24 protein-coding genes are annotated in these 19,755 nt (G+C 73.3%); 14 read left to right on the top strand and 10 right to left on the bottom strand.

All coding sequences use genetic code 11. The features are described from left to right. The first annotated feature begins 68 nt into the window (after positions 1 to 68). From ACWCXC_RS21890 to ACWCXC_RS21900, 3 genes are all read left to right on the top strand, one after another. Entirely contained in the window at positions 69 to 719 is a 651-nt protein-coding gene (locus tag ACWCXC_RS21890) for a TetR/AcrR family transcriptional regulator (RefSeq protein ID WP_450686046.1), read from the top strand. 127 nt (positions 720 to 846) lie between these two features. Continuing rightward, the gene (locus ACWCXC_RS21895; protein WP_450686047.1) at positions 847 to 1,263 is read left to right on the top strand and encodes a MerR family transcriptional regulator; all 417 of its coding nucleotides are present in this window, start codon (positions 847 to 849) and stop codon (positions 1,261 to 1,263) included. Next, positions 1,260 to 1,682 (top strand): carboxymuconolactone decarboxylase family protein, encoded by a 423-nt coding sequence (locus ACWCXC_RS21900; protein ID WP_450686048.1) that lies wholly within the window; start codon positions 1,260 to 1,262, stop codon positions 1,680 to 1,682. Before ACWCXC_RS21895 ends, ACWCXC_RS21900 begins: the two co-directional genes overlap by 4 nt. 179 nt (positions 1,683 to 1,861) lie before the next feature. On the opposite strand, the gene ACWCXC_RS21905 is transcribed toward ACWCXC_RS21900, so the two are convergent. Continuing rightward, entirely contained in the window at positions 1,862 to 3,259 is a 1,398-nt protein-coding gene (locus ACWCXC_RS21905) for an MFS transporter (protein ID WP_450686050.1), read from the bottom strand. A gap of 280 nt (positions 3,260 to 3,539) precedes the next feature. Between ACWCXC_RS21905 and ACWCXC_RS21910 the strand changes: the two genes are divergently transcribed. Both ACWCXC_RS21910 and ACWCXC_RS21915 read left to right on the top strand, forming a co-directional pair. Continuing rightward, positions 3,540 to 4,187, top strand: a complete 648-nt coding sequence (locus ACWCXC_RS21910; RefSeq protein WP_450686051.1) for a TetR/AcrR family transcriptional regulator — start codon at positions 3,540 to 3,542, stop codon at positions 4,185 to 4,187. A gap of 69 nt (positions 4,188 to 4,256) precedes the next feature. Further along, positions 4,257 to 4,526 (top strand): hypothetical protein, encoded by a 270-nt coding sequence (locus tag ACWCXC_RS21915; protein ID WP_450686049.1) that lies wholly within the window; start codon positions 4,257 to 4,259, stop codon positions 4,524 to 4,526. Positions 4,527 to 4,544: 18 nt separating this feature from the next. Here the strand turns inward: ACWCXC_RS21915 and ACWCXC_RS21920 are convergent, their stop codons facing one another. Next, positions 4,545 to 4,934, bottom strand: coding sequence for an ArsR/SmtB family transcription factor (locus tag ACWCXC_RS21920; RefSeq protein WP_450890293.1), 390 nt, complete (start codon positions 4,932 to 4,934; stop codon positions 4,545 to 4,547). A 99-nt stretch (positions 4,935 to 5,033) separates the two neighbouring features. On the opposite strand from ACWCXC_RS21920, the gene ACWCXC_RS21925 reads away from it, so the two are divergent. The 7 genes from ACWCXC_RS21925 (at position 5,034) to ACWCXC_RS21955 (ending at position 11,455) form a co-directional block, all read left to right on the top strand. Next, positions 5,034 to 7,016, top strand: coding sequence for a heavy metal translocating P-type ATPase (locus ACWCXC_RS21925; protein WP_450890294.1), 1,983 nt, complete (start codon positions 5,034 to 5,036; stop codon positions 7,014 to 7,016). Next, positions 7,013 to 7,429 carry a (2Fe-2S) ferredoxin domain-containing protein gene (locus tag ACWCXC_RS21930; protein ID WP_450890295.1) on the top strand — a complete coding sequence of 139 codons (417 nt, stop codon included), beginning with the start codon at positions 7,013 to 7,015 and terminating at the stop codon, positions 7,427 to 7,429. Before ACWCXC_RS21925 ends, ACWCXC_RS21930 begins: the two co-directional genes overlap by 4 nt. Positions 7,430 to 7,678: 249 nt before the next feature. Then, positions 7,679 to 8,953: an APC family permease gene (locus ACWCXC_RS21935; protein ID WP_450686097.1), complete on the top strand. Its 1,275-nt coding sequence runs from the start codon at positions 7,679 to 7,681 to the stop codon at positions 8,951 to 8,953. A 464-nt stretch (positions 8,954 to 9,417) separates the two neighbouring features. Then, complete coding sequence (locus ACWCXC_RS21940; RefSeq protein WP_450686098.1) at positions 9,418 to 9,615, top strand: hypothetical protein; 198 nt, start codon at positions 9,418 to 9,420, stop codon at positions 9,613 to 9,615. Positions 9,616 to 9,738: 123 nt separating this feature from the next. Continuing rightward, positions 9,739 to 10,455: an SMI1/KNR4 family protein gene (locus ACWCXC_RS21945; RefSeq protein WP_450890296.1), complete on the top strand. Its 717-nt coding sequence runs from the start codon at positions 9,739 to 9,741 to the stop codon at positions 10,453 to 10,455. Between the two features lie 164 nt (positions 10,456 to 10,619). Next, positions 10,620 to 10,991, top strand: coding sequence for an HIT family protein (locus tag ACWCXC_RS21950; protein ID WP_450686100.1), 372 nt, complete (start codon positions 10,620 to 10,622; stop codon positions 10,989 to 10,991). A 92-nt stretch (positions 10,992 to 11,083) separates the two neighbouring features. Further along, positions 11,084 to 11,455, top strand: a complete 372-nt coding sequence (locus ACWCXC_RS21955) for a VOC family protein (RefSeq protein ID WP_450890297.1) — start codon at positions 11,084 to 11,086, stop codon at positions 11,453 to 11,455. Positions 11,456 to 11,492: 37 nt separating this feature from the next. Here ACWCXC_RS21955 and ACWCXC_RS21960 read toward each other — a convergent pair whose 3' ends face one another. From ACWCXC_RS21960 to ACWCXC_RS21970, 3 genes are all read right to left on the bottom strand, one after another. Further along, positions 11,493 to 11,960: a DUF5709 domain-containing protein gene (locus ACWCXC_RS21960; RefSeq protein WP_450890298.1), complete on the bottom strand. Its 468-nt coding sequence runs from the start codon at positions 11,958 to 11,960 to the stop codon at positions 11,493 to 11,495. Between the two features lie 168 nt (positions 11,961 to 12,128). Further along, positions 12,129 to 12,362: a twin-arginine translocase TatA/TatE family subunit gene (locus tag ACWCXC_RS21965; protein WP_450890299.1), complete on the bottom strand. Its 234-nt coding sequence runs from the start codon at positions 12,360 to 12,362 to the stop codon at positions 12,129 to 12,131. A 2-nt stretch (positions 12,363 to 12,364) separates the two neighbouring features. Further along, entirely contained in the window at positions 12,365 to 13,363 is a 999-nt protein-coding gene (locus tag ACWCXC_RS21970) for a sporulation protein (protein ID WP_450890300.1), read from the bottom strand. A gap of 377 nt (positions 13,364 to 13,740) precedes the next feature. Here ACWCXC_RS21970 and ACWCXC_RS21975 point away from each other — a divergent pair, with 377 nt between their 5' ends. Beyond that, positions 13,741 to 14,133: a BlaI/MecI/CopY family transcriptional regulator gene (locus ACWCXC_RS21975; protein WP_450890301.1), complete on the top strand. Its 393-nt coding sequence runs from the start codon at positions 13,741 to 13,743 to the stop codon at positions 14,131 to 14,133. A gap of 4 nt (positions 14,134 to 14,137) precedes the next feature. Then, positions 14,138 to 15,070 carry a M56 family metallopeptidase gene (locus ACWCXC_RS21980; RefSeq protein ID WP_450890302.1) on the top strand — a complete coding sequence of 311 codons (933 nt, stop codon included), beginning with the start codon at positions 14,138 to 14,140 and terminating at the stop codon, positions 15,068 to 15,070. A 60-nt stretch (positions 15,071 to 15,130) separates the two neighbouring features. Here ACWCXC_RS21980 and ACWCXC_RS21985 read toward each other — a convergent pair whose 3' ends face one another. The 5 genes from ACWCXC_RS21985 to ACWCXC_RS22005 all read right to left on the bottom strand — a co-directional run bounded on the left by ACWCXC_RS21985 (position 15,131) and on the right by ACWCXC_RS22005 (position 19,753). Then, entirely contained in the window at positions 15,131 to 15,586 is a 456-nt protein-coding gene (locus ACWCXC_RS21985; protein WP_450890303.1) for a tellurite resistance TerB family protein, read from the bottom strand. A 111-nt stretch (positions 15,587 to 15,697) separates the two neighbouring features. Beyond that, entirely contained in the window at positions 15,698 to 16,378 is a 681-nt protein-coding gene (locus ACWCXC_RS21990; RefSeq protein WP_450890304.1) for an alpha/beta fold hydrolase, read from the bottom strand. Then, complete coding sequence (locus ACWCXC_RS21995) at positions 16,375 to 17,205, bottom strand: DUF1295 domain-containing protein (RefSeq protein ID WP_450890305.1); 831 nt, start codon at positions 17,203 to 17,205, stop codon at positions 16,375 to 16,377. Before ACWCXC_RS21995 ends, ACWCXC_RS21990 begins: the two co-directional genes overlap by 4 nt. Beyond that, entirely contained in the window at positions 17,202 to 18,488 is a 1,287-nt protein-coding gene (locus ACWCXC_RS22000) for a class I SAM-dependent methyltransferase (protein ID WP_450890306.1), read from the bottom strand. The genes ACWCXC_RS21995 and ACWCXC_RS22000 overlap by 4 nt, the downstream gene beginning before the upstream one ends. Further along, positions 18,485 to 19,753: a class I SAM-dependent methyltransferase gene (locus ACWCXC_RS22005; protein WP_450890337.1), complete on the bottom strand. Its 1,269-nt coding sequence runs from the start codon at positions 19,751 to 19,753 to the stop codon at positions 18,485 to 18,487. The genes ACWCXC_RS22000 and ACWCXC_RS22005 overlap by 4 nt, the downstream gene beginning before the upstream one ends. Positions 19,754 to 19,755: the final 2 nt, after the last annotated feature.

Raw genomic sequence — 19,755 nt, forward strand, 5'->3', positions numbered from 1 at the left:
CTGACCTGGTTTTTCGCTCTCCGGCACCTGATTGAACGGGGCGCGGCCCGTCAGGTAGCCTCAGACCCATGAGCCAGCGAGCCGACGACGGATCCAGCCGGGAACGCATCCTGGAGGCGGCCACCCGACTCTTCGCCGAGCGCGGGTACGATGCCACCAGCACCCGCGCGATCGCGGAGGCGGTCGGCCTCAACATCGCCACGGTCGCCTACCACGTCGGCGGCAAACCGGACCTCTACCGTGCCGTGATGCGCCGCGCCCATCTCGCCCAGCGTGAGGTCGCCACCGCCGCCCTCGACCAGTTGCGCGCCTGCGGCTCCTCGGCCGACGAGACCCGCGCCGCCCTGCTCGGCTTCGTCGACACGTACCTCTCCTTCTGCCTCGGCCACCCCGAGGTCCCCGCGCTGTGGATGCGGCGCTGGCTCTCGGAGGGAGCCGAACTCGCCGAGATCGAGACGGAGTTCGCGGGCCCGCTGGTCGCCGAGGTGGCGGCCGGTGTCCGCACGGTCCTCGACCGCGCCGGAATCGGCGCCGACGTCGACATCGAGATGCTCGTCTTCACCATCGTCTGGACGACCCATTCCTTCGGCCAGGCCGGAGTGATCGACCCCGCCGGCCGCAGGCGCGGCCCCCACGACCTGCCCGCCCTCGACCGGTTCCGCCACCATCTGCACACCGTGGTGACCGGAGTCCTGGACCACGGGGCCCGCCCGCGCTGAGCGAGCCGCACAAGGCGGGCCGGCGGGCGGGTGAGCGCGGCCGATCGGCCCCACCGCACCGCGGCCGACGCGCGTCACCCCGTCGCGGCTTGACCTGGAGCGCGCTCCAGGTTCTAGGTTTGTCCGTGTGACCGAAGGAAACGCCCTCCCCCGACCGGAACCGACCCTCACGATCGCCCAGGTCGCCGAGCGGACGGGCCTCTCGCCCGACACCCTCCGCTACTACGAGCGCGCCGGCCTGATCGACCGGGTCGGACGCACCACCGGCAACCAACGCCGTTACGCCGCAACGGACCTCGCCTGGCTGGAGTTCCTCATCCGCCTCCGCGAGACCGGCATGTCGATCAGCGACATGCAGCGGTACGCCAGGCTGCGGGCGGCCGGTGACGCCACCGTCGCGGACCGCCTCACCATGCTCCGCGACCACCGCCACGACCTCGCCGCACGCATCCGCGCGCTGCGCCGCAACGCCGCCGCGCTCGACACCAAGATCGAGCACTACGAACAGCTGCTCGACCAGCAGCCGGAAACGGACCCGTCATGAGCACTCCCACGCCCACCGCCGAGACCCGCCAGGACCGCTTCGACCGCGGCATGAAGACCCTCACCTCCATCGACGGCGACGGGGCCCAGCGCGTCATCGACGCCCTCGCCGACATCAGCCCCGAACTCGGCCACCAGGTCGTCTCCTGGGCCTTCGGAGAGATCTACGAGCGCACCGCCCTGCCCCCGCGCGACCGCCAGCTCGTCACCCTCGGCATCCTCACCGCCCTCGGCGGCTGCGAACCCCAGCTGGACGTCCACATCAACGCCTCCCTCAACGTCGGCCTCACCCCCGAGGAGATCGTCGAAGCCCTCCTCCAGACGTCCGTCTACTGCGGCATGCCCAGGGCCCTCAACGCCACCTTCGTGGCCAGGAAGGTCTTCGCGGAACGCGGCCTCCTGCCCGTCGAGCAGCGGTAGCCGAGGCGTGGGAGGGCGCCTCCGGCCCACCCGCATCCCTGTGCGGCCCCGACCCCTCGACGGCAACGCGGCGGGTGCCCGGCGCCGCCGTGCGGCGAACGCGAAGACGGCGGGGTGCGAGGGGACGGACCTCTGCTCCGACGCATCCCACCGTCGGTCGCCACGACCTCGCCCTCGGCCTACGCCTCCTCCGGGTGCTCCTCGACGGAGTGGGAGTCGGTGAGGCTCAGGGAGCCGAGGGCGGCGATCAGGCCGACGACGACGGCGAGAACGCCGTAGGTGATGCGTTCGCCGTGGAAGAAGGACCGGATCAGATCGCTGCTCCAGACGCCCGCCGGCAGTATGGCGGTGACCAGGGCGGCGATCAGCGTGCCGGCGACGGCGGTGCCGACGCTGGAGCCGACCTCCTGGGCGGTGTCGTTGAGGGCGGCGCCGATGGAGGTGCGGTTGCTGGGCATCGCGTCGACGAGCGCGACCGCGCAGATGGTCATCACGGTGCGCAGACCGATCGTCATCACCACCATGCAGGCCGCGATGACCGCGTAACCGTGGTAGACGCCCCAGGCCATGCCGGCCAGCGACACGGCCAGGCAGGCCGAGCCGACCAGGCAGGCGACGCGGTGGCCGTAGCGGCGGGCGAGCCCTTCCGAGAGCGGGGTGGCCGCGATCATGGTCACGATGATCGGCAGATTGGCGAGGCCGGCGCGGACCGGGCTCCAGCCGTAGGCGTACTGGAAGTGCAGGATCATGCCGAACATCACGGCGGCCATGGCGATGGCCGTGCCCACCTGGGCGATCGCGGCGCCACGGACCGTGCCCCGCGTGAACACCTTCAGGTCCAGCATGGGCGCCGCGGCCCGGCGCTCACGGAGTACGAAGCCCGCCCCGGCGGCCACCGCGCCGACGACCGAGGCCACCGTCGCGGCCGACAGCCAGCCGTGCTCGACGCCGCTGGTCAGGGAGTAGCAGGCCAGGCCCATGGCGGAGACGCTGAGGAACGCGCCGGGCAGGTCGAGGCGGTCGGTGGTGAGGTCCTCGCGACGGTCGGCGGGGACCCCGAGCCGTACGCCGATGACGGCGATGAGCGCGATCGGCGCGTTGACGACCAGCAGCCACTCCCAGCCGACATGGGCCAGCGCGGTGCCGCCGAGCAGCGGACCGAGGACGAAGCCGGACATGCCGACGACGATCATGACGGTCATGGCCCGCATCTGCAGGGCCTTCTCGTCGAAGAGCCGGAAGACCAGCGAGTTGGTGATCGGCGCCATCGCCGCGGCGGGGACGCCGAGCGCGGCGCGCAACGCGATGAGCTGACCGGTCGTGTCGACCGCGAGGGCGCAGAGGCTGAGCGCCCCGAAGATGCCCAGGCCCACCAGCAGCACCTTGCGGCGCCCTATCCGGTCGGCCATCGAGCCCGCGGTCAGCAGCAGCCCCCCGAAGGTCAGTGAATAGGCGCCGGTGACCCACTGCAGCGAAGTGGTGCTGCCGCCGAGGTCCCGGCCGATGGTCGGCAGGGCGATCGAGAGCAGTGTGTTGTCGACCATCTCGACGAAGAAGGCCAGACAGAGCGCGAGCATCGGGATCCAGGCCGCGCGGAGCGAGGGGTATGTACGCGAGCCGCCGCCGCGAGTGGCGGCACCGGTGGCGTCAGTGGTTCCGGCGGAGCCGGTATCGGTAGTCATGGTGTCCTCCACTCGTACAGCGTTCGACTATCGAACGACGTTCGATGAAGTACGATAGAACGGCGTTCGATGAGGACGCAAGGCAGGCAGGTCGGAAACCGGTCGATGAGGGATGTGAGCCGTGGCGCGCATGCAGAGCCGCTCGGGCGAAGGACGCCGACGGGCGTCGCACTCGCTGGAGTCCGTGATCACCGAGAGCGTGGCCCTGCTCGACGAGGCAGGAGAGTCGGCCCTCACCTTCCGCGCGCTCGCGCAGCGCCTCGGCGGCGGCGTCGCCAGCATCTACTGGTACGTCGCCAACAAGGAGGAACTCCTCGACCGCGCCACCGACCACGTGATCGCCGGCGTCCTCGCCGAGGTCGAGGCGCTGCCGCCCTCCGACGACCCCATCGACGACCTGCGCGCGTCGGCGCTCACCCTCTTCGCCGCGATCGTGAAGCGCCCCTGGCTGGGCACCCGCTTCATGCGCTCCGCACTCGCCCAGGGCAACTCGCTGCGGCTCTACGAACGCCTCGGCCAGCACACGCTGCGCCTCGACCTCACCCCGCGCCAGCGCTTCCACGCGGTGACGGCGGTGATCGGTGTCGTGGTCGGCTCCGCCCTCGACATCGGACAGGACCCGCCCCTCGAAGTCCTCGACGGCGCGGTGAGCCGCGACGAGTTCCTGGGTCGCTACACCCGGGCCTGGCGCACCCTCGACCCCGCCGAATTCCCGTACGTCCACCAGACCGTGGACGAATTCGAGGGCCACGACGACGCCGACCAGTTCCGCTCCGCCCTCGACCTCACCCTGGCCGGCCTCCGGATTCAGGCCGGAGGCTGAAGGGGGCCACGCCTCGCGCCCCGGCCCCGTCGGCGCCTGCTGTCGGTGCCGACTCCTGCGATCGCGGCCATGACGCCTTCACCGACCTGCGGACCCGCGACGCCTGCCGCGCCCTGCGCAAGGCACCCGTACGGTTCGACACGCCCCGTACCGGGCGCCCTGCTCCCCGGCCTCACCTGGCGGAACGCCCGGGGCAGGACCCGCAGCCTGAAGTACGTGGTGGACGGCCGCCTCGAGAACTCCATCGGCCTCCAGGGCTTCTACCGGCTCACGCCCGAGTCGGCGGAGGCGCCGGCGGGCATCGTCGAGGGTGCGCGGCGGGACGTCGCGCCCGCGTAAGGGGGAGCCGGGCGGGGGTCAGCCGCTCGTGGCGGTGACGCCCGGTGCGGGGGAGGCGTCGCGGATGCCGAGGCGCAGGTGCTCGACGTGGTAGAGGGCCTGGTCGAGGAGTTCGGCGACATGGTCGTCGTAGAGGGCGTACACGATCGAGCGGCCGTGCCGTTCGCCGGTGACGAGGCCGAGGTTGCGCAGCAGCCTGAGCTGGTGGGAGCAGGCGGAGGGCTCCATGCCGACGGCGTCGGCGAGATCGCCGACCGCGCACGGGCCTTCCTGGAGGCGGGCCAGGATGTGGAGCCGGGAGGGGGTGGCGAGGGCCTGGAGGGTGGCGGCGACGTCGGCGGTGCCCACGGCGTCGAGGCGTTCGCGGGTGGTGGAGCTGCTGGCGGTGGTGTCGCGTCCGTGGCCCATGGCTCCATCGTACCGATGACATATGAAGACCTGTTCAGGTGTTCTTGTATGGTGGGAGTGTCACCGCCGATCCACCCACCCGCGAAGGGTTGTCCCGCCATGTCCTCGGTCCTCGGCCGGCAGCGGTCCGCCCCACCCACCCCGGCCCCCGCCGCCCGGCCCGTCCGGTCCCCGCGCCGTACCCGGCTGCTCGCGCTGCCGGAGGCCCGCTGGGCGCTGACCGCGCTGGTGCTGTTCGCGCTCGCGCTGCCCGCGTACGTACTCGACGGCCCGGCATGGCTGTGGGGGACCCTGTTCGCGGCCACCTATGTCACGGGCGGCTGGGAGCCCGGGTGGGAGGGGCTGAAGGCCCTGAGGGACCGGACCCTGGACGTCGACCTGCTGATGGTGGTCGCCGCCATCGGCGCGGCCGCCATCGGCCAGGTACTCGACGGAGCCCTGCTGATCGTCATCTTCGCCACCTCCGGCGCGCTGGAGGCCGTCGCGACCGCGCGGACCGCCGACTCCGTCCGCGGTCTCCTCGACCTCGCGCCGGCCACGGCGGTCCGGCTCCTGCCCGGCGGCGGCGAGGAGCGCGTACCCGCGGACTCCCTCCGCGTCGGAGACATCGTCCTGGTGCGGCCGGGCGAGCGGATCGGCGCCGACGGGCAGGTCGTCGACGGCGCCTCCGACGTCGATCAGGCCACCATCACCGGCGAACCGCTGCCGGTGGCCAGGCGGACGGGCGACGAGGTGTTCGCCGGCACCGTCAACGGCACCGGAGCACTGCGCGTACGGGTCGCGCGCGATCCCTCGGACTCGGTCATCGCCCGGATCGTGACGATGGTCGAGGAAGCCTCCGAGACCAAGGCCCCCACCCAGCTGTTCATCGAGAGGATCGAACAGCGGTACTCGATCGGCATGGTCGTGGCCACCCTGGCCGTCTTCGCGATCCCCCTCGCCCTCGGTGACGAACTGCGCCCGGCCCTGCTCCGGGCAATGACCTTCATGATCGTCGCCTCCCCGTGCGCGGTCGTGCTGTCCACGATGCCGCCGCTGCTGTCCGCGATCGCCAACGCCGGACGTCACGGCGTCCTCGTCAAGTCGGCGGTCGTGATGGAGCGCCTGGGCGCCACCGACCTCGCCGCCCTGGACAAGACCGGCACCCTGACCGAGGGCACCCCACGCGTCACCGACATCCATGCCGCCCCCGGCTCCGGCCTGGACCGGCACACGGTGCTGGCCCTGGCGGCAGCGGCCGAGCACCCCAGCGAGCACCCCCTGGCCCGCGCCGTTGTCGACGCCTGCGCCGAACGCGGACTTCCTCTTCCCGAAGCCACCGACTTCACCTCCGAACCCGGCGCGGGCGTCACGGCCGTGATCGGCGGTCACACCGTCCGCGTGGGCTCACCGGCCCGGCTCCCCACCACCGACCCCGACATCCGGCGCCGGGTGAAGGACCTCGAAGAGCGCGGGCGCACCGTCGTCCTCGTCCTGCGCGACGGCGCCCCCGCCGGACTCCTCGGCCTCTCCGACCGTCTCCGCCCGGACGCCGCCGCCACCGTGTCCGCCCTCACGAAGCTGACCGGCCGCACCCCCGTCCTGCTGACCGGCGACAACGCACGCGCCGCCTGCCACCTGGCCGCCCGCACCGGCATCACGGACGTCCGCGCCGCGCTGCTCCCTCAGGACAAGGCCGCCACCGTACAGCGGTGGGAGGCCGAGGGGCGTCGCGTTCTGGTGGTGGGCGACGGCGTCAACGACGCGCCCGCCCTCGCCGCCGCCCACACCGGCATCGCCATGGGCGGGGCGGGCTCCGATCTCGCGCTGGAGACCGCCGACGCCGTCGTCGTCCGCGCAGAACTCACCACCGTCCCCGCCGCGGTGAACCTGTCCCGCAGGGCCCGCCGCCTGGTGATCCAGAACCTGGCCGTCGCCGCCGTCTTCATCACCGTCCTCGTGGCCTGGGACCTCATCGGCACGCTCCCGCTGCCGCTCGGCGTCGCGGGCCACGAGGGCTCCACCGTCGTCGTCGGCCTCAACGGCCTGCGCCTGCTGCGCGAACGCGCCTGGACGGCCTCGCTCCCCGGGAACGCCGAATGAGCGGACGCACCCGACGCGCACGGGCCGCCGTCCCCTCCGGCCCGCCCCGCTGCACCGTCACCGTCTGCCGCGGATGCTGCTGCGGCACCCCGGGCAAGGTGCCGCACCTCGACCACGAGGCCCAGCTCACCGACCTGCGCACCGCCCTCTCCGGCATCGCCGCCATCCGCCGCGCCGACTGCCTCGACGCGTGCGAGCGGGCGAACGTCATCGTGATCCAGCCCTCCGCCGAAGGCCGCAGGGCAGGCGGCCGGCCCGTCTGGCTGGGCCAGGTCAACGACCCGGACGCCGCCGCCGACATCACCGCCTGGGTCCGCGACGGCGGCCCCGGCCTGGCCGAACCGCCCGCGATTCTCGACCTGTACGTCTTCCAGCCCTCGCGCCGCGTACGTGCCGAACTCGACGACGCGTAGGGACCGCCGGGCCCCAGGGGCGGGGGAGCCACCGCCCGTCCCCGGGAGGGTCGTGCGCGGTCGACTCACGGCGAGCCGGCGCCGGCGGCGTCCCGTGGGCGGACCAGCGCCGACGACCAGTCATCACGCGTCGGCACGGGGGCCGTTCCCGACGACGCACGGGCACCACGCGCCGTTCAGGTTCGTGCTCTATCGTGCCCGCGCGACGCGGAGCCCGTCCGCGAGCGCGTCCGGCAAGGAGAAGTGACCGTGAGCAGCACGCCCCCACCCGCGGCCGGACTGCCCGACGAACTGCGGCGGCGCCTGGGCGTGCCGGACGCCGTGATGATCGGACTCGGGTCGATGATCGGCGCCGGGATCTTCGCCGCCCTGGCCCCGGCCGCCCGCGCGGCCGGCTCCGGGCTGCTCCTCGGACTGGCCCTGGCCGCGATCGTCGCGTACTGCAACGCCACCTCCTCCGCCCGCCTCGCCGCCCTCTACCCGGCATCCGGCGGCACCTACGTGTACGGGCGCGAACGCCTCGGCGCGTTCTGGGGCCATCTGGCGGGCTGGGCGTTCGTCGTCGGGAAGACCGCCTCCTGCGCGGCCATGGCGCTGACTGCCGGCACCTACCTCTGGCCCGCCCACGCCCACGCGGTCGCCGTCGCCGCGGTCGTCGGTCTCACGGCGGCCAACTGCACCGGTGTACAGAAGTCCACCCTGCTCACACGCGCCGTCGTGGGCGTCGTCCTGGCCGTCCTCACCGCGGTCGCCGTCACCGCGGTCACCTCCGACGCCGCGCAGGCGCAGCGCCTGGACATCGGCGCGGACGCGACGCCGGGCGGGGTACTGCAAGCGGCGGGCCTGCTGTTCTTCGCCTTCGCCGGGTACGCCCGCATCGCCACCCTGGGCGAAGAGGTCCGCGACCCCGCCCGTACCGTCCCGCGCGCCATCCCGACCGCCCTCGGCGTCACCCTCGCCGTCTACGCGCTCGTCGCCGTCTCCGCCCTCGTGGTCCTCGGCCCCGACGCTCTCGCTTCCGCCGAGGCCCCGTTGACGGAGACCGCCCGCGCGGCCGGCGCCGGCGGGCTGGTCCCCGTCGTGCGGATCACCGCCGCCCTCGCCGCACTCGGCTCCCTGCTCGCCCTCCTCCTCGGCGTCTCCCGCACCACCCTCGCCATGGCCCGGGACCACCATCTGCCCCACGCCCTGGCCGCCGTCCACCCGCGCCACAAGGTCCCTCATCGGGCCGAACTCCTCGTGGGCGCCGTCGTCGCCGTCGCGGCCGCCACCACCGACGTACGCGGTGCGATCGGCTTCTCCTCCTTCGGTGTCCTCGCCTACTACGCCGTCGCCAACGCCTCCGCCTGGACCCTGACCCGCGCCGAGGGCCGCCCCGCCCGACTCGTCCCCGTCGTCGGCCTGGCCGGCTGCGCGGCCCTGGCCTTCGCCCTGCCCCTGCCCTCCGTCGTCACCGGCGCGGCCGTACTGATTGTCGGAGCCATCCTGTACGCGGCCCGCCGCGTCGCAGCCCGTCGTCGGTAGGGGCCTGCCCGTCCGGACCGCTCCGGCGCCACGGTGCGCCCCTGCGCCCCGTTCAGGCAGCTGCGGCGCCCCGTAACGGCACGGCGAAGGCGCACGGGGGCAGGGGAACGTCAGGAGGAACGGGGCGGAGCGCGGACCGGAGGACGGCCCCCTGTCCCGCTCCTTCACTCCGGATACCATGTCGCCTGGCTCGTTCCTTCGGAGCGGGTGGTGTGCCGGGAAGCCTGGTCGGCGTTGTCTCAGCCGCGCCCTGGAAGGTTCGCCGTGCCCCCGCTGTCCCGTACCCGGCTCCCGCGTGCCCGCCGTGCCGCCCGCGGCCACGATGCCGGGACCCGCCGCCCGGCAGCCCTCGTACGCGCAAGACCGCCGGACGTCCTCGCCCGTGGCCCCACGTCGCCGCGTGCCACCCGGCCGGACACACCCCTTCCCCCCGACCTCGACTCCCGCGCACCGAAGGACCATCCATGCCCCCGCGTATACCCGACTCGCCCTCCCGACCCCCCATCGAAAGGGTGCTCACCTGCTTCGACGCCTACGACCGCGCTCGCGGTGCCGGGAACCGGCTCCTGCCGACCGGTCGTGACTCCCGCCGCGACGAGCAGCGAGCCTTCGACGATCTGCGCCGAGCGATCGAAGAACTCCGCGCGGCCGGCATCGAATAGGGAAGCGGCTTCCTCCTCCGGCACCGCCTCCGCGCGCCCGGAGGCAGGAGGAGCCGCCCCGCCACCGGACCACGCGTCAGGCAGCGGTGACATCGTGGTGGGCGAGACGGATATCGTCCCGGCATGACACAAGAGTTCGATCTTGCCGCGTCGCTCTCCCGAGGGGTGGAAAGCCGCACCGCCGCGTGGGCCTTCGTCCAGGACTTCGCCGCTCACTGGGCCGGGGCGGCGCTCGACGGATCCGACGGATGGACGGAGGCCGATCTCGCCGCCGCCGAGGCGAGACTGGGCATCCCCCTGCCGGCGGCGTTGCGCGAGGCATACGCGTTGTTCGGGCGTCGCCGTGATCTCACCAGCAACCACGACGTGCTGCTCGATCCGGCACACCTGTATATCGACGAGGCGCGTGAGGCGCTGGTCTTCCGCCACGAGAACCAGGGAGCCGCATCCTGGGGAGTCCTCCTGGAACACCTTCCGGCCGACGATCCCTCGGTGTTCATCCGGCTCGACCTCGCCGACAAGAGCGCCGAGCAGTGGGAGACGTGGCTGGAGCGTCTGTCCGTCTTCTTCGTCGAGCTCGTCCTGTCCGAGTCCTTGCACGCCGACGGAGAACTCTGCGACGTCCTCGAACCGGGCGACGACAGCATGGGGCCCCTGGAGACGCACTTCGCACGACTGCCGGTCCCCGCCTGTCCCGCAGGGGAACGGACCCGCTGGTTCCTGGGCCAGGACGTCCTCGTACGCGACGACGACGGCGCGGCGCTCCTGGCCCGAGGCCGGACCGTTGAAGCCGTCGACCACGTCCGTGAACTGATCGGCGGTGACTGGCTCAACGGCTGACGCCTGATCACACGCCCCGCGCGAGCTGCCGAATGGCGGCCCCGGGCGGGGCGCTGCACGCGCACGTCGCCTTCCCGTGTGCCCGGCCGCCCAGGCGGCTGTGGCAGTCTTGGGCCGTGGACTGCACCTTCTGCCGACTCCTCCGGGACGGCGACGCCCGATGGGTGACACGTGGACCGGTGGCCAGCGCGCTCGCCCCGCTGAATCCCCTGGCGCCAGGGCACACCCTCGTCATCCCCACGGCCCACTGGCCGGACATCTTCACCGTCCCCGCAGACGTCCTGACGCACACGACGGCGCTGGTCCAGCAGGTCGCCGCCACCATGCGGACCGCGCTCGGGGCCGAAGGCGTGAACATCCTGAGCGCCAGCGGACCCGGCTCGGAGCAGTCCGTGCCGCATCTGCACGTTCACGTCGTTCCGCGCTGGTCCGACGACGCGTTCTCGACCTGGCCCGCCCAGCAGTCCCGGCACCGGTACGACGGCGACCCGATCGCCCGACTCGCTGACGCCCTGTCCGCCACTCCCGTCATATGACGTCTCCGGAGGCGGCGAGGCCGGTGGGCTCCGTGTCCGGGGCGCACGGCACGACGGACGGCGCACCCGCCACTGACCGGCTCGGAGGCCGCATGTCCCTGGAGATGGAACTGGCCGCGATCACGCTGGACTGCCCCGATCCCCTCGCTCTGGCGGCGTTCTACCAGAAGGCCACCGGCTTCGAACCGCACCCGAAGTCGGACGCCGAGTTCGCCGGTCTCAACCGTGGGGACGGACTCTTCATCGGATTCCAGCGGGTCGCGGACCACCGGGCCCCGACCTGGCCCGACGGGACCGTCCCGCAGCAGCTCCACCTCTGCTTCACCGTGGCGGGGACTCTGGACGAGGCGGAGACCCGGCTGCTGGAGCTGGGTGCGGGCAAGCCGGATCACCAGCCCCACGGGGACAGGGCGCGGGTACTCACCGATCCGGCGGGACACCCCTTCTGCATCCTCCGGCGCTGACCGGCGTCCCCGCGACCGCGCACCCGGACCCGGCCGGTCAGCCCTCCCTGCCCTGTTCCTCCGCCTCGTCCGTGGTGTGCACGGCGGCCTCCTCGGCCGATGCGGCGCCGCCGTCGATGCCCACGTCATCGGCGTAGACGTCCGTACGCCGCCCCGGCACCTCGTCCTCCGCGCTCAGCCGGCCCGAACGCGTCTCGTCGCCCGGCTCCAGGGGTTCGCCCTCGCCGTCCGCCAGGTCCCCGATGCCGTCACCGTCCGGCGGCCGCACGTCCTCGGTCTCCTGGGCCAGGCGCTGGTCCAGCGACTCGCCGAGTCGCTCCTCCTCGCCCGTCGTGCCGTACTTGTCGACGGCCAGGGGCCGCTCGGGCGGGGAATAGCCCTCTTCCATCACGTCGTCGAGATCCCGCTCGTCGAGCGTGTTCTCCAGATCGAGGTCGTCGTTCGGCGGGTCCTGGCCGTCGCTCTGCGACTGGTAGACATCGTCGCCGCGTGCCTCTGCCGGCATGATTCGCCCTTCCCTCGGAGCTGTCGCGGGCGCCCGGGGCCGCCGGACGGCATCCGGCCCTGCCGCGGCCCCCGCGAACGGTGCGCGTCCCCCCGTCCCTCTCCACCCTAGGCGCGCCGCCGATCCACGTCCTCCCGGGCTTCCCGCGCCCGGTGACGCCACCGGGACCTACGCGGGCGGGCCCTGTCCGGTGTCGCGCCGGGAGACCGTCTCGCCCGGAATGACGCGTGGCGTGGCGGGTCCGTCTCCGACTCGATCGTCCTGGTGCTTGAGCGCTCTGGCCTCCGCCTTGAGGATGCGGGCCGACGAGCCCGCGGACCGGGCCAGTTCCGGCAGCTTCTTCGCGCCGAGCACCACGACGACCACGATCAGGACGATCGCCAGCTCGCTGATCCCGAACACGGTCAGTCCTCCCCGCCCTCGTCGTCGCCCTCGAAGAAGTCGCCGATCTCGTCCACGGCCTCGGCGGCGACCATGCCGCCGACGACGCCCACGGCGAGACCCGCTGCGCCGACGGCGACGGCGGTACCCATGCCCGGTCCGGCACGGTGGCCGCCGTCGTGGTGGTGTTCGGCGTGGGGCACGCCGTGGCCGTACCCGGCGTCGTAGGAGGTGTGGCCGGCGTGGGCCGGGCGGTGCTCGACGAGGTGCCGTACCCACCCGTCGACGAGCGCGGTCCAGTCCTGGTGCTCGACGCCGTCGTGGCCCACGGTGAACCGCGTGAGGGCGTCGTGGCCATCGGAGAAGAGGCCACCGCGTTTGTCCGCTTCGAGGACGACCTCCATGCCGCCGGGGGTGGCGAGGAAGGTCACCTCGATCTCGTTCACCGCGTGGGCGTACTGCGGGGCGGGCGTCAGCTCCAGCTCCTGGTAGAAGGGCAGCTGCTGGCCGGTTCCGCCGATGCGACCGTACTCCAGGTCGGCGGAGTCGAAGCCGAAGCCGAGCCGGCCGAAGGCATCGAGGATCGCCTCCTGGACGGGGAGCGGGGTGACCGCGAGCTGGTCCAGGTCGCCCTTGTCCCTGGCGCCGGAGACGGAGAGCTCGGTCCGTACGCCCAGGACGATGCCGAGGGCCTGACCGTACAGCTCGGTGATGGGGGTCTCCCACGGAAGCCGTACGGTGAACGGCAGACTCTGCTCGGCGCCGGCGGCCAGACGGAATCCTCCGCCGACGGTGAACCGGTCGAACGTGACGACACCCTGGCTCTCGCCGTCGTCGTGCTCCGCCTCGACGCGGGCGACCAGCTCCAGGGCGATGTGGTCGATGTCGAAGTCGGCGCTGCCGCCCCGGAGATGGACATGGCCGGAGAGGCTGCCCCCGGGAGCGGTGGCTCCCGGGGCGAGCACCGTGTCGACCGTGGGGCCGCCCACGCCGAGTGAGCCGAGCAGTCGTTTGAACACCATCGCGGCGTTCACTCCCTTATGTGCGTACGAGGGTGGGAAGAAGAAGTCGTGGAGCGCGCGAGAGCATCGTCACCCGGCGCCCACGTTCTACAACTGTGTAGAGGATAGATCGCCGGGGCCTTGCTTCCGGCTCTCGGCGGCGTCATGCTGCCGGAAAGGCCGAAACCCATCGCCAGGCGCGCCGGTATCGGCTCTTGACGAGCGTCTTTTGCTGTGTCTTTACCGTTCCGGCCGGGAGGGGACCGCCCATGCCGAGGCGCCCGGCCACTCGCCCGGTCGCCGCGTGGGCGACCGGCCCGGTATTGGATACGATGACGCGTTCCCCGCCCCTGGCGCGCCACCGCGTACGGGGCAGTCGTCGTGCAGGAGGCCCCATCGTGTCGCCCCCCTCGCCCCGTCCCTCGCGGCGCCGGCACGGAGAGCTGGAAGCGCAGATACTCGACCTGCTGCACGACGCCGGAGAACCCGTCACGGCGGGCTGGATCCGCGAACGGGTCACCGGGGACCTCGCCCACACCACCGTCGTGACGATCCTGGCCCGGCTGCTCGGCAAACAGGTGGTCACCCGCGTCCGCGACGGGCGTTCCTTCCGGTGGTCACCGGCGGCCGACGGGGCGGGACTCGCCGCGATGAGGATGCGCAAGGTGCTGGACAGCGAACCCGACCGGGATGCCGTACTGGCGAGCTTCCTGGTGTCGCTCTCCGAGTCCGACGAGCGGACCGTCCGCGAACTCCTGCGGCGCACGGGCGACGACACGGGGACCGGCTGAGCCCGTGGGCGTGTTCGTACTCCTTCCCCTGGTCCTTCCGGTGACCGCCTGGCCCGTCGCGCACCTGGCGTCGGCCCGACTGCACCCCCGGACCGCCACCCGCCTGCTGACCGCCGTGGGCGTCGTGATGGCGGCGTGCTCCACCCTGTGCCTCGCGCTCCTGGTGGTGGCCGGCACCGCCCAACTGCCGGGCAACCCCCTGCCCGACGGCTGGTCGTCGCCCGCGGTACGGGCCGTGATCCCGCACGACGAGGCCGTCGGGATCGCCGCCATCCCCGTCCTTCTGCTCGCCCTCGCGAGCAGCGCCCGCGTCGTGTCGGGCCACTACCGGGTCCGACGGCGCGCGCACCGGGCCCTGGCGCGTCTGCGCCCGACGGCCGTCGTGGTGCTGCCCGACGAGCGCCCCTACGCGCACGCCCTGCCGGGCCGGAACAGGGGGCGCGTCGTCGTGTCCACGGCGATGCTCGGCGCACTCCGACCCCGCGAACGGCGCGCGCTGTTCGCCCATGAGCGGGCCCACCTCACCGGCCACCACCACCGGTACGTCCTCGCGGCCCGACTGGCCGCGCGCTGCAACCCGTTCCTGCGCCCGCTGTGCACGGCCGTCTCGTTCACGACGGAGCGGTGGGCGGACGAAGAAGCCGCTCAGGTGCTGGGAGACCGCGCCGTCGTGGCGCGGGCCATCGGCAGGGCCGCCCTCTTCCCGCCGGCGGGGGCCGCCACCGGGCTTCCCGCGATGGCCGCCCCGGGCCAGGTGCCCCGGCGCATGTCCGCCCTGCTGGCACCGGCCCCGGCCGCCCGGAGCTGGCCCTCGCTCTGCACCGGCGTCGGGATCGCCTCCTGGGCGGCGGGCGCGGGCACCGTCCTGTCCGCCCTGTCGTCGGCGAACTCCACGATCACCCTGCTGGCAGTGCTGCGCGCGGCGACACCCATGTGAACGGGCCCCGGGCCGACGGGAGTTCGACCCGCCGGCCCGGGGCCCGTGCCACGTCGGCGCCTACAGGTCGAACTCGTGCGGCGCCAGACCCAGCATCAGGCACGCCTCCCGCACGACGGCCTGCTCCTTCTGGTCGAAGTCACCGTCCGCGCCGCCGATGACGATGCCGATCTGGATGACCGCACGTGCCTCGTTCTCCTTCTTCTTCGCCTTGGCGATTTCCTGGAGGACGCTCACCTTGCCGAAGTCGAAGTCGGCGACCAGCCGGTCGAGGTTGGCTTCGAAGCGCCGCTGGAGGTCGGTGGCGTCGAAGTTCTGCAGCACCTCGTTGCTCATGATCAGCTGGGCGACCCGGCGCCGCTCGGACGGGTCGATGGTGCCGTCGGCCGCCGCCACCAGGGCGCACATCGCCATCGACGCGTCACGGAAGGCACCGGACTTCAGGTCGTTCTTCTTCGCCACCAACTGCGTCTGCATGGTTGACGCGGATTCCTTGATGCGGTCCCACAGGGCCACGAGCGTTCCTCCGGGTGAAGTGTTCCACCGAACATGTTTCTACAACAATGTAGAAACTAGCGGGCTCGCGGAGAAGTTCCCCCATCGATGCCGGATCTTGGCCGAAAGCCGTCAGGCCCGTGACCAAGGACGCGTGTGCGGCGTCGGGAGCCCGAGCACCGTTGCCGTGCAGGCCGTCGTGACACGGTGCCAGCGGCGGGCGTCGCGGATCATGGCGTGGCCGCCGCGCGGCATGCGGATCCCGCGGACGCGCGCACCGGCCGCGGCGGCGCGGGCGAGGTAGTCCCAGGTCGACGCGGCGGAGGTGACCCGGTCGGCCTCGTCATGGAGGGCCAGGACCGTACGGTCCGTCAGGTGCCCGGCCGGCTCGCCCGGTGGGCACCAGGGGGCCAGGGCGACGACGCCCCGTACCTGAGGGTCGTCGGCCGCCCGCAGCGCCGCTCGGGCACCCAGGGAATGCCCGACGAGGACCACGGGCAGCGGCCCGGCGGTACGCCGCAGCTCCTCCAGCGCGCGCCGGGTGTCCCGGACGGGGTCGGCGCGGTCCCCGTTCCAGCCACGCACCCGGTAACGGACGGAAGCGATCAGAACGTCCGAGAAGCGTGGGTCCAGGACCATCGCGCGCAGGAACGGGCGCATCCGCAGACCGGGCAGATTGAGCGGAGAGGGTGGCGCGAGGGAATCGGCGCGACCACCGTGCAGGACGAGGACCGCGCCGGCCGGGGCCGGGCGCGGCCGGCGGAGTGTGAGGGCGCGGTGCTCCCGCAGGCCGTCCGACGGGTGTGTGCTCATCCGGCGCGCCTCCGCCCGGTCATGGAGGCCCGGCCCGGGGGCAGCGGCAGGAATCCGCTCGTGCGTGCGGCGTACTCCGCGTACCCGGGACGGTCGGCCATGTGTTTCTCCAGAAGGCGCTTGCCGCTGCCGACGGTCAGCAGAAGGGTCATCAGGACCGGGGACAGCAGGGTCAGGAGAGCCGGCTGCCAGGCGGTGCAGGCCGACAGGTACAGCCCCCACCACACGAGGCTGTCGCCGAAATAGTTGGGGTGCCTCGTCCAGGACCACAGACCCCGGTCCATGATGTGTCCCCGGTGGGCGGGATCCCGCTTGAAGCGCGCAAGCTGCTGGTCCCCGACCGCCTCGAACCCGAGCCCGAGAGCCCAGAGCGCGATCCCGCACAAGGCCGGGGCATCCAGGGGGCGGGAGCTGTAGGAGGCGGCCTGGACGGGCAGGGAGATCAGCCAGACCAGGGCCGCCTGCGCGAGATAGACGGTGCGCAGCGCGTACCGGGTCCGGTTGCCTCCGGCCTTGTCGAGGAGTGCCGTGTAGCGGGGATCCTCGCCGTGGCCGCGGGAGCGCCGGGCGATGTGCACCGCCAGCCGCAGCCCCCAGACCGCGGTGGCCGCCGCGACGAGCAGCCGCCGCCCGTCGTCGCCGTGCCCGACGGACAGCGTCCAGGTGGCCGCGGCGACGACGGCGAAGGCGAGGCCCCACGCGATGTCGACGATGCGGTGCAGCCCCCGGCGGACGGCCACGGCGAAGGTCACGAGGAGCACGGACGCCGCCGCGACCGCGCACCAGGCGAGGTTGAGGCCGAGTGCGCCCCAGTCCGTGCCGGTCACGCCGCACCCGGGGCGCCGTACCAGGTGACGGGCGTGGCCGGCATGGCGGACGTCCCTTCACGGGACGGCCGTACGGCGAGGATCTGGTCCACGCCCATGCGGCGTTCCGCGAAGGCGAGCGAGGCCCCGGCCAGGTAGAGGCGCCACACCCGGCCGGTGGTCTCCCCGACGAGGGCCCGGACCTCGTCCCAGCGCTCTTCGAGGGTCGCGCGCCAGGCGTCGATGGTGGCGGTGTAGTGCTCGCGGAGCGCTTCGGTGGAGCGGACTTCGAGCCCGGCGCCTTCGAGCATGTCCACGGTCCGCCCGACGGGCCGCATGTGCATGTCGGGGGCGATGTACGTCTCGATGAAGGCCCCTCCTCCGGGGGCGCGGGCGCTCCGGGACATCTGCTGGACGAGCAGCCGGCCCTCCGGACGCAGCACCTCGTGGAGTTTCGCGGTGAAGGCGGGGTACTCGGCGTCGCCGACGTGTTCGCCCATCTCGACGGCGGCCGCCGCGTCGTAGCCGCCGCCGTCCACGTGCCGCCAGTGCCGGAGCGTGACGTCCACCAGATCGGTCACCCCCTCCCGGGCGGCCCGCTCGGCGACGACATCGCGCTGGGCCCGCGAGAGCGTGACGGCGGTGACGCGCGCCCGGTGCTCGCGGGCGGCGTGCACGGTGAGCGCACCCCAGCCGCAGCCGACGTCGAGCAGCCGGTCACCGGGGCGCAGGGCGAGCTTGCGGCAGATCAGTTCGAGCTTGTCCCGCTGGGCGTCGGCAAGGGTGTACGCGGGGTCGCCGGGGCGGGTCCAGTAGGCGCAGGAGTACGCCATGGACGGGTCGAGGAGGAGCGCGTAGAAGTCGTTGGACAGGTCGTAGTGGTGGCTGATGGCGGCCCGGTCGCGTGAGGCGCTGTGCAGGGGGCCGGTCAGGCGGGCCCGCCCGCCGGGGCGCGGCGGCGGCGGACCGGCCGCACCGAGACGCACGGCGAGAGCGGCGGCCGCCGCCAGACGGGCCGGCCGGGGTCGGCCGGCCGGGCGGTCGCGGACGGTGCGTCCGGCCCGCGACAGGGCTTCGGCGAGGTCCCCGTCGACATCGAGGTCGCCGGTGATGTACGCCTCGGCGAGGCCGAGCTCGCCGGGCCGCCGGATCAGACGGCGCAGGGCGTCGGGGGAGCGGAGCGTGACGACGGGGGCGTCCGCGGGGCCGCACCGGCTGCCGTCCCAGGCGTGGAGGCGTACCGGCAGAGGGCCCGGCAGGACGTGGCCGATGAGCCGGGCGAGAGAGTCGGCGGCGGACTTCAACGGGGGGTCCCTTCGGTGAGGAGCAGGTGGCGCACGTCGAGGTAGCCGGAGCGGAACCCGGCTTCCGAGTAGGCGAGGTAGAACTCCCACATCCGCTGGAAGACGGTGTCGAAGCCGAGCGCGGTCACGGCGGGCCGGGCGGCGGCGAACCGCTCCCGCCACAACCGGAGGGTCTCCGCGTAGTGCGGGCCGTAGCCGTGGTCGGCGGCGACCGTCAGCCCGGCGGCGGCGGAGTGCCGGGCGAGGGCCCGGCGCGAGGGGATCAGGCCGCCGGGGAAGACGTACTTGCTGATGAAGGTGTGGGTGGCGGCCGTGTGCAGCATCTGCCGGTGGCCCATGGTGATGGACTGCAGGGCGATCCTCCCGCCGGGAGCGAGGGCCCGGCGCAGCGCGGTGAAGTAGGACGGCCAGTACTCCGCGCCGACGGCCTCGATCATCTCCACGCTGACCACCGCGTCGTGGCGGCCCTCCGCGTCGCGGTAGTCGCGCAGGAGGACGTCGACCCGGTCGGAGAGGCCGGCGGCGGCGATCCGGGCCCGGGCCAGACCGGCCTGTTCGGCGGAGAGGGTCAGGGTGGTGACCCGGGCTCCTCGGGCGGCGGCCCGCAGGGCGAGTTCGCCCCAGCCGGTACCGATCTCCAGCAGCCGCGTCCCGTCGCCGACCCGGGCGAGGTCCAGCAGCCGGTCGATCTTGCGGTGCTGCGCTTCCGGAAGGTCTTCGGCGCGGGCGGGGAACGCGGAGAAGAGAGCGGAGGAGTAGGAGAGGGTGGGGTCGAGGAAGGCGGAGAACAGGTCGTTCGACAGGTCGTAGTGACGCCCGATGTTCGCGCGGGCCCCGGCGCGCGTGTTGCGGTCGGCGGCCGGCCGCGCGGAGACCCACAGCCCGCGCAGCCCTCGCAGGGGGGCCGGGACCAGTTCGTCGACGTGGCCCGCGAGCACGGTCAGGACGCCCGCGAGGTCGTCGCTGTCCCATTCCCCGGCCATGTACGACTCGCCGAAGCCGATCAGCCCGTCGCGGCCGATCCGCCGGTGGAAGGCGTCCGGGTCGTGGAGGGCCAGCAGGGGACCGGCGGTGCCCGCGCCGGGCGCCGCGAGCCCGAGCCGGGCCAGGGCCCGGCCCACGAGCACACGGGCCACGGCCGTCCGAGCGGCTCCCGCGGACGGCGTCCGCGCCACGTCCGGCCAGCGCTCCGCGTCGACCTCGGCGCGGCGGACGACCGGCCCGGCGGGACGGGGGGCACGCGTCGAGGGGATCCGCCGACGCAGTA

It is taken from the genome of Streptomyces sp. NPDC001515 (genome assembly GCF_053597115.1).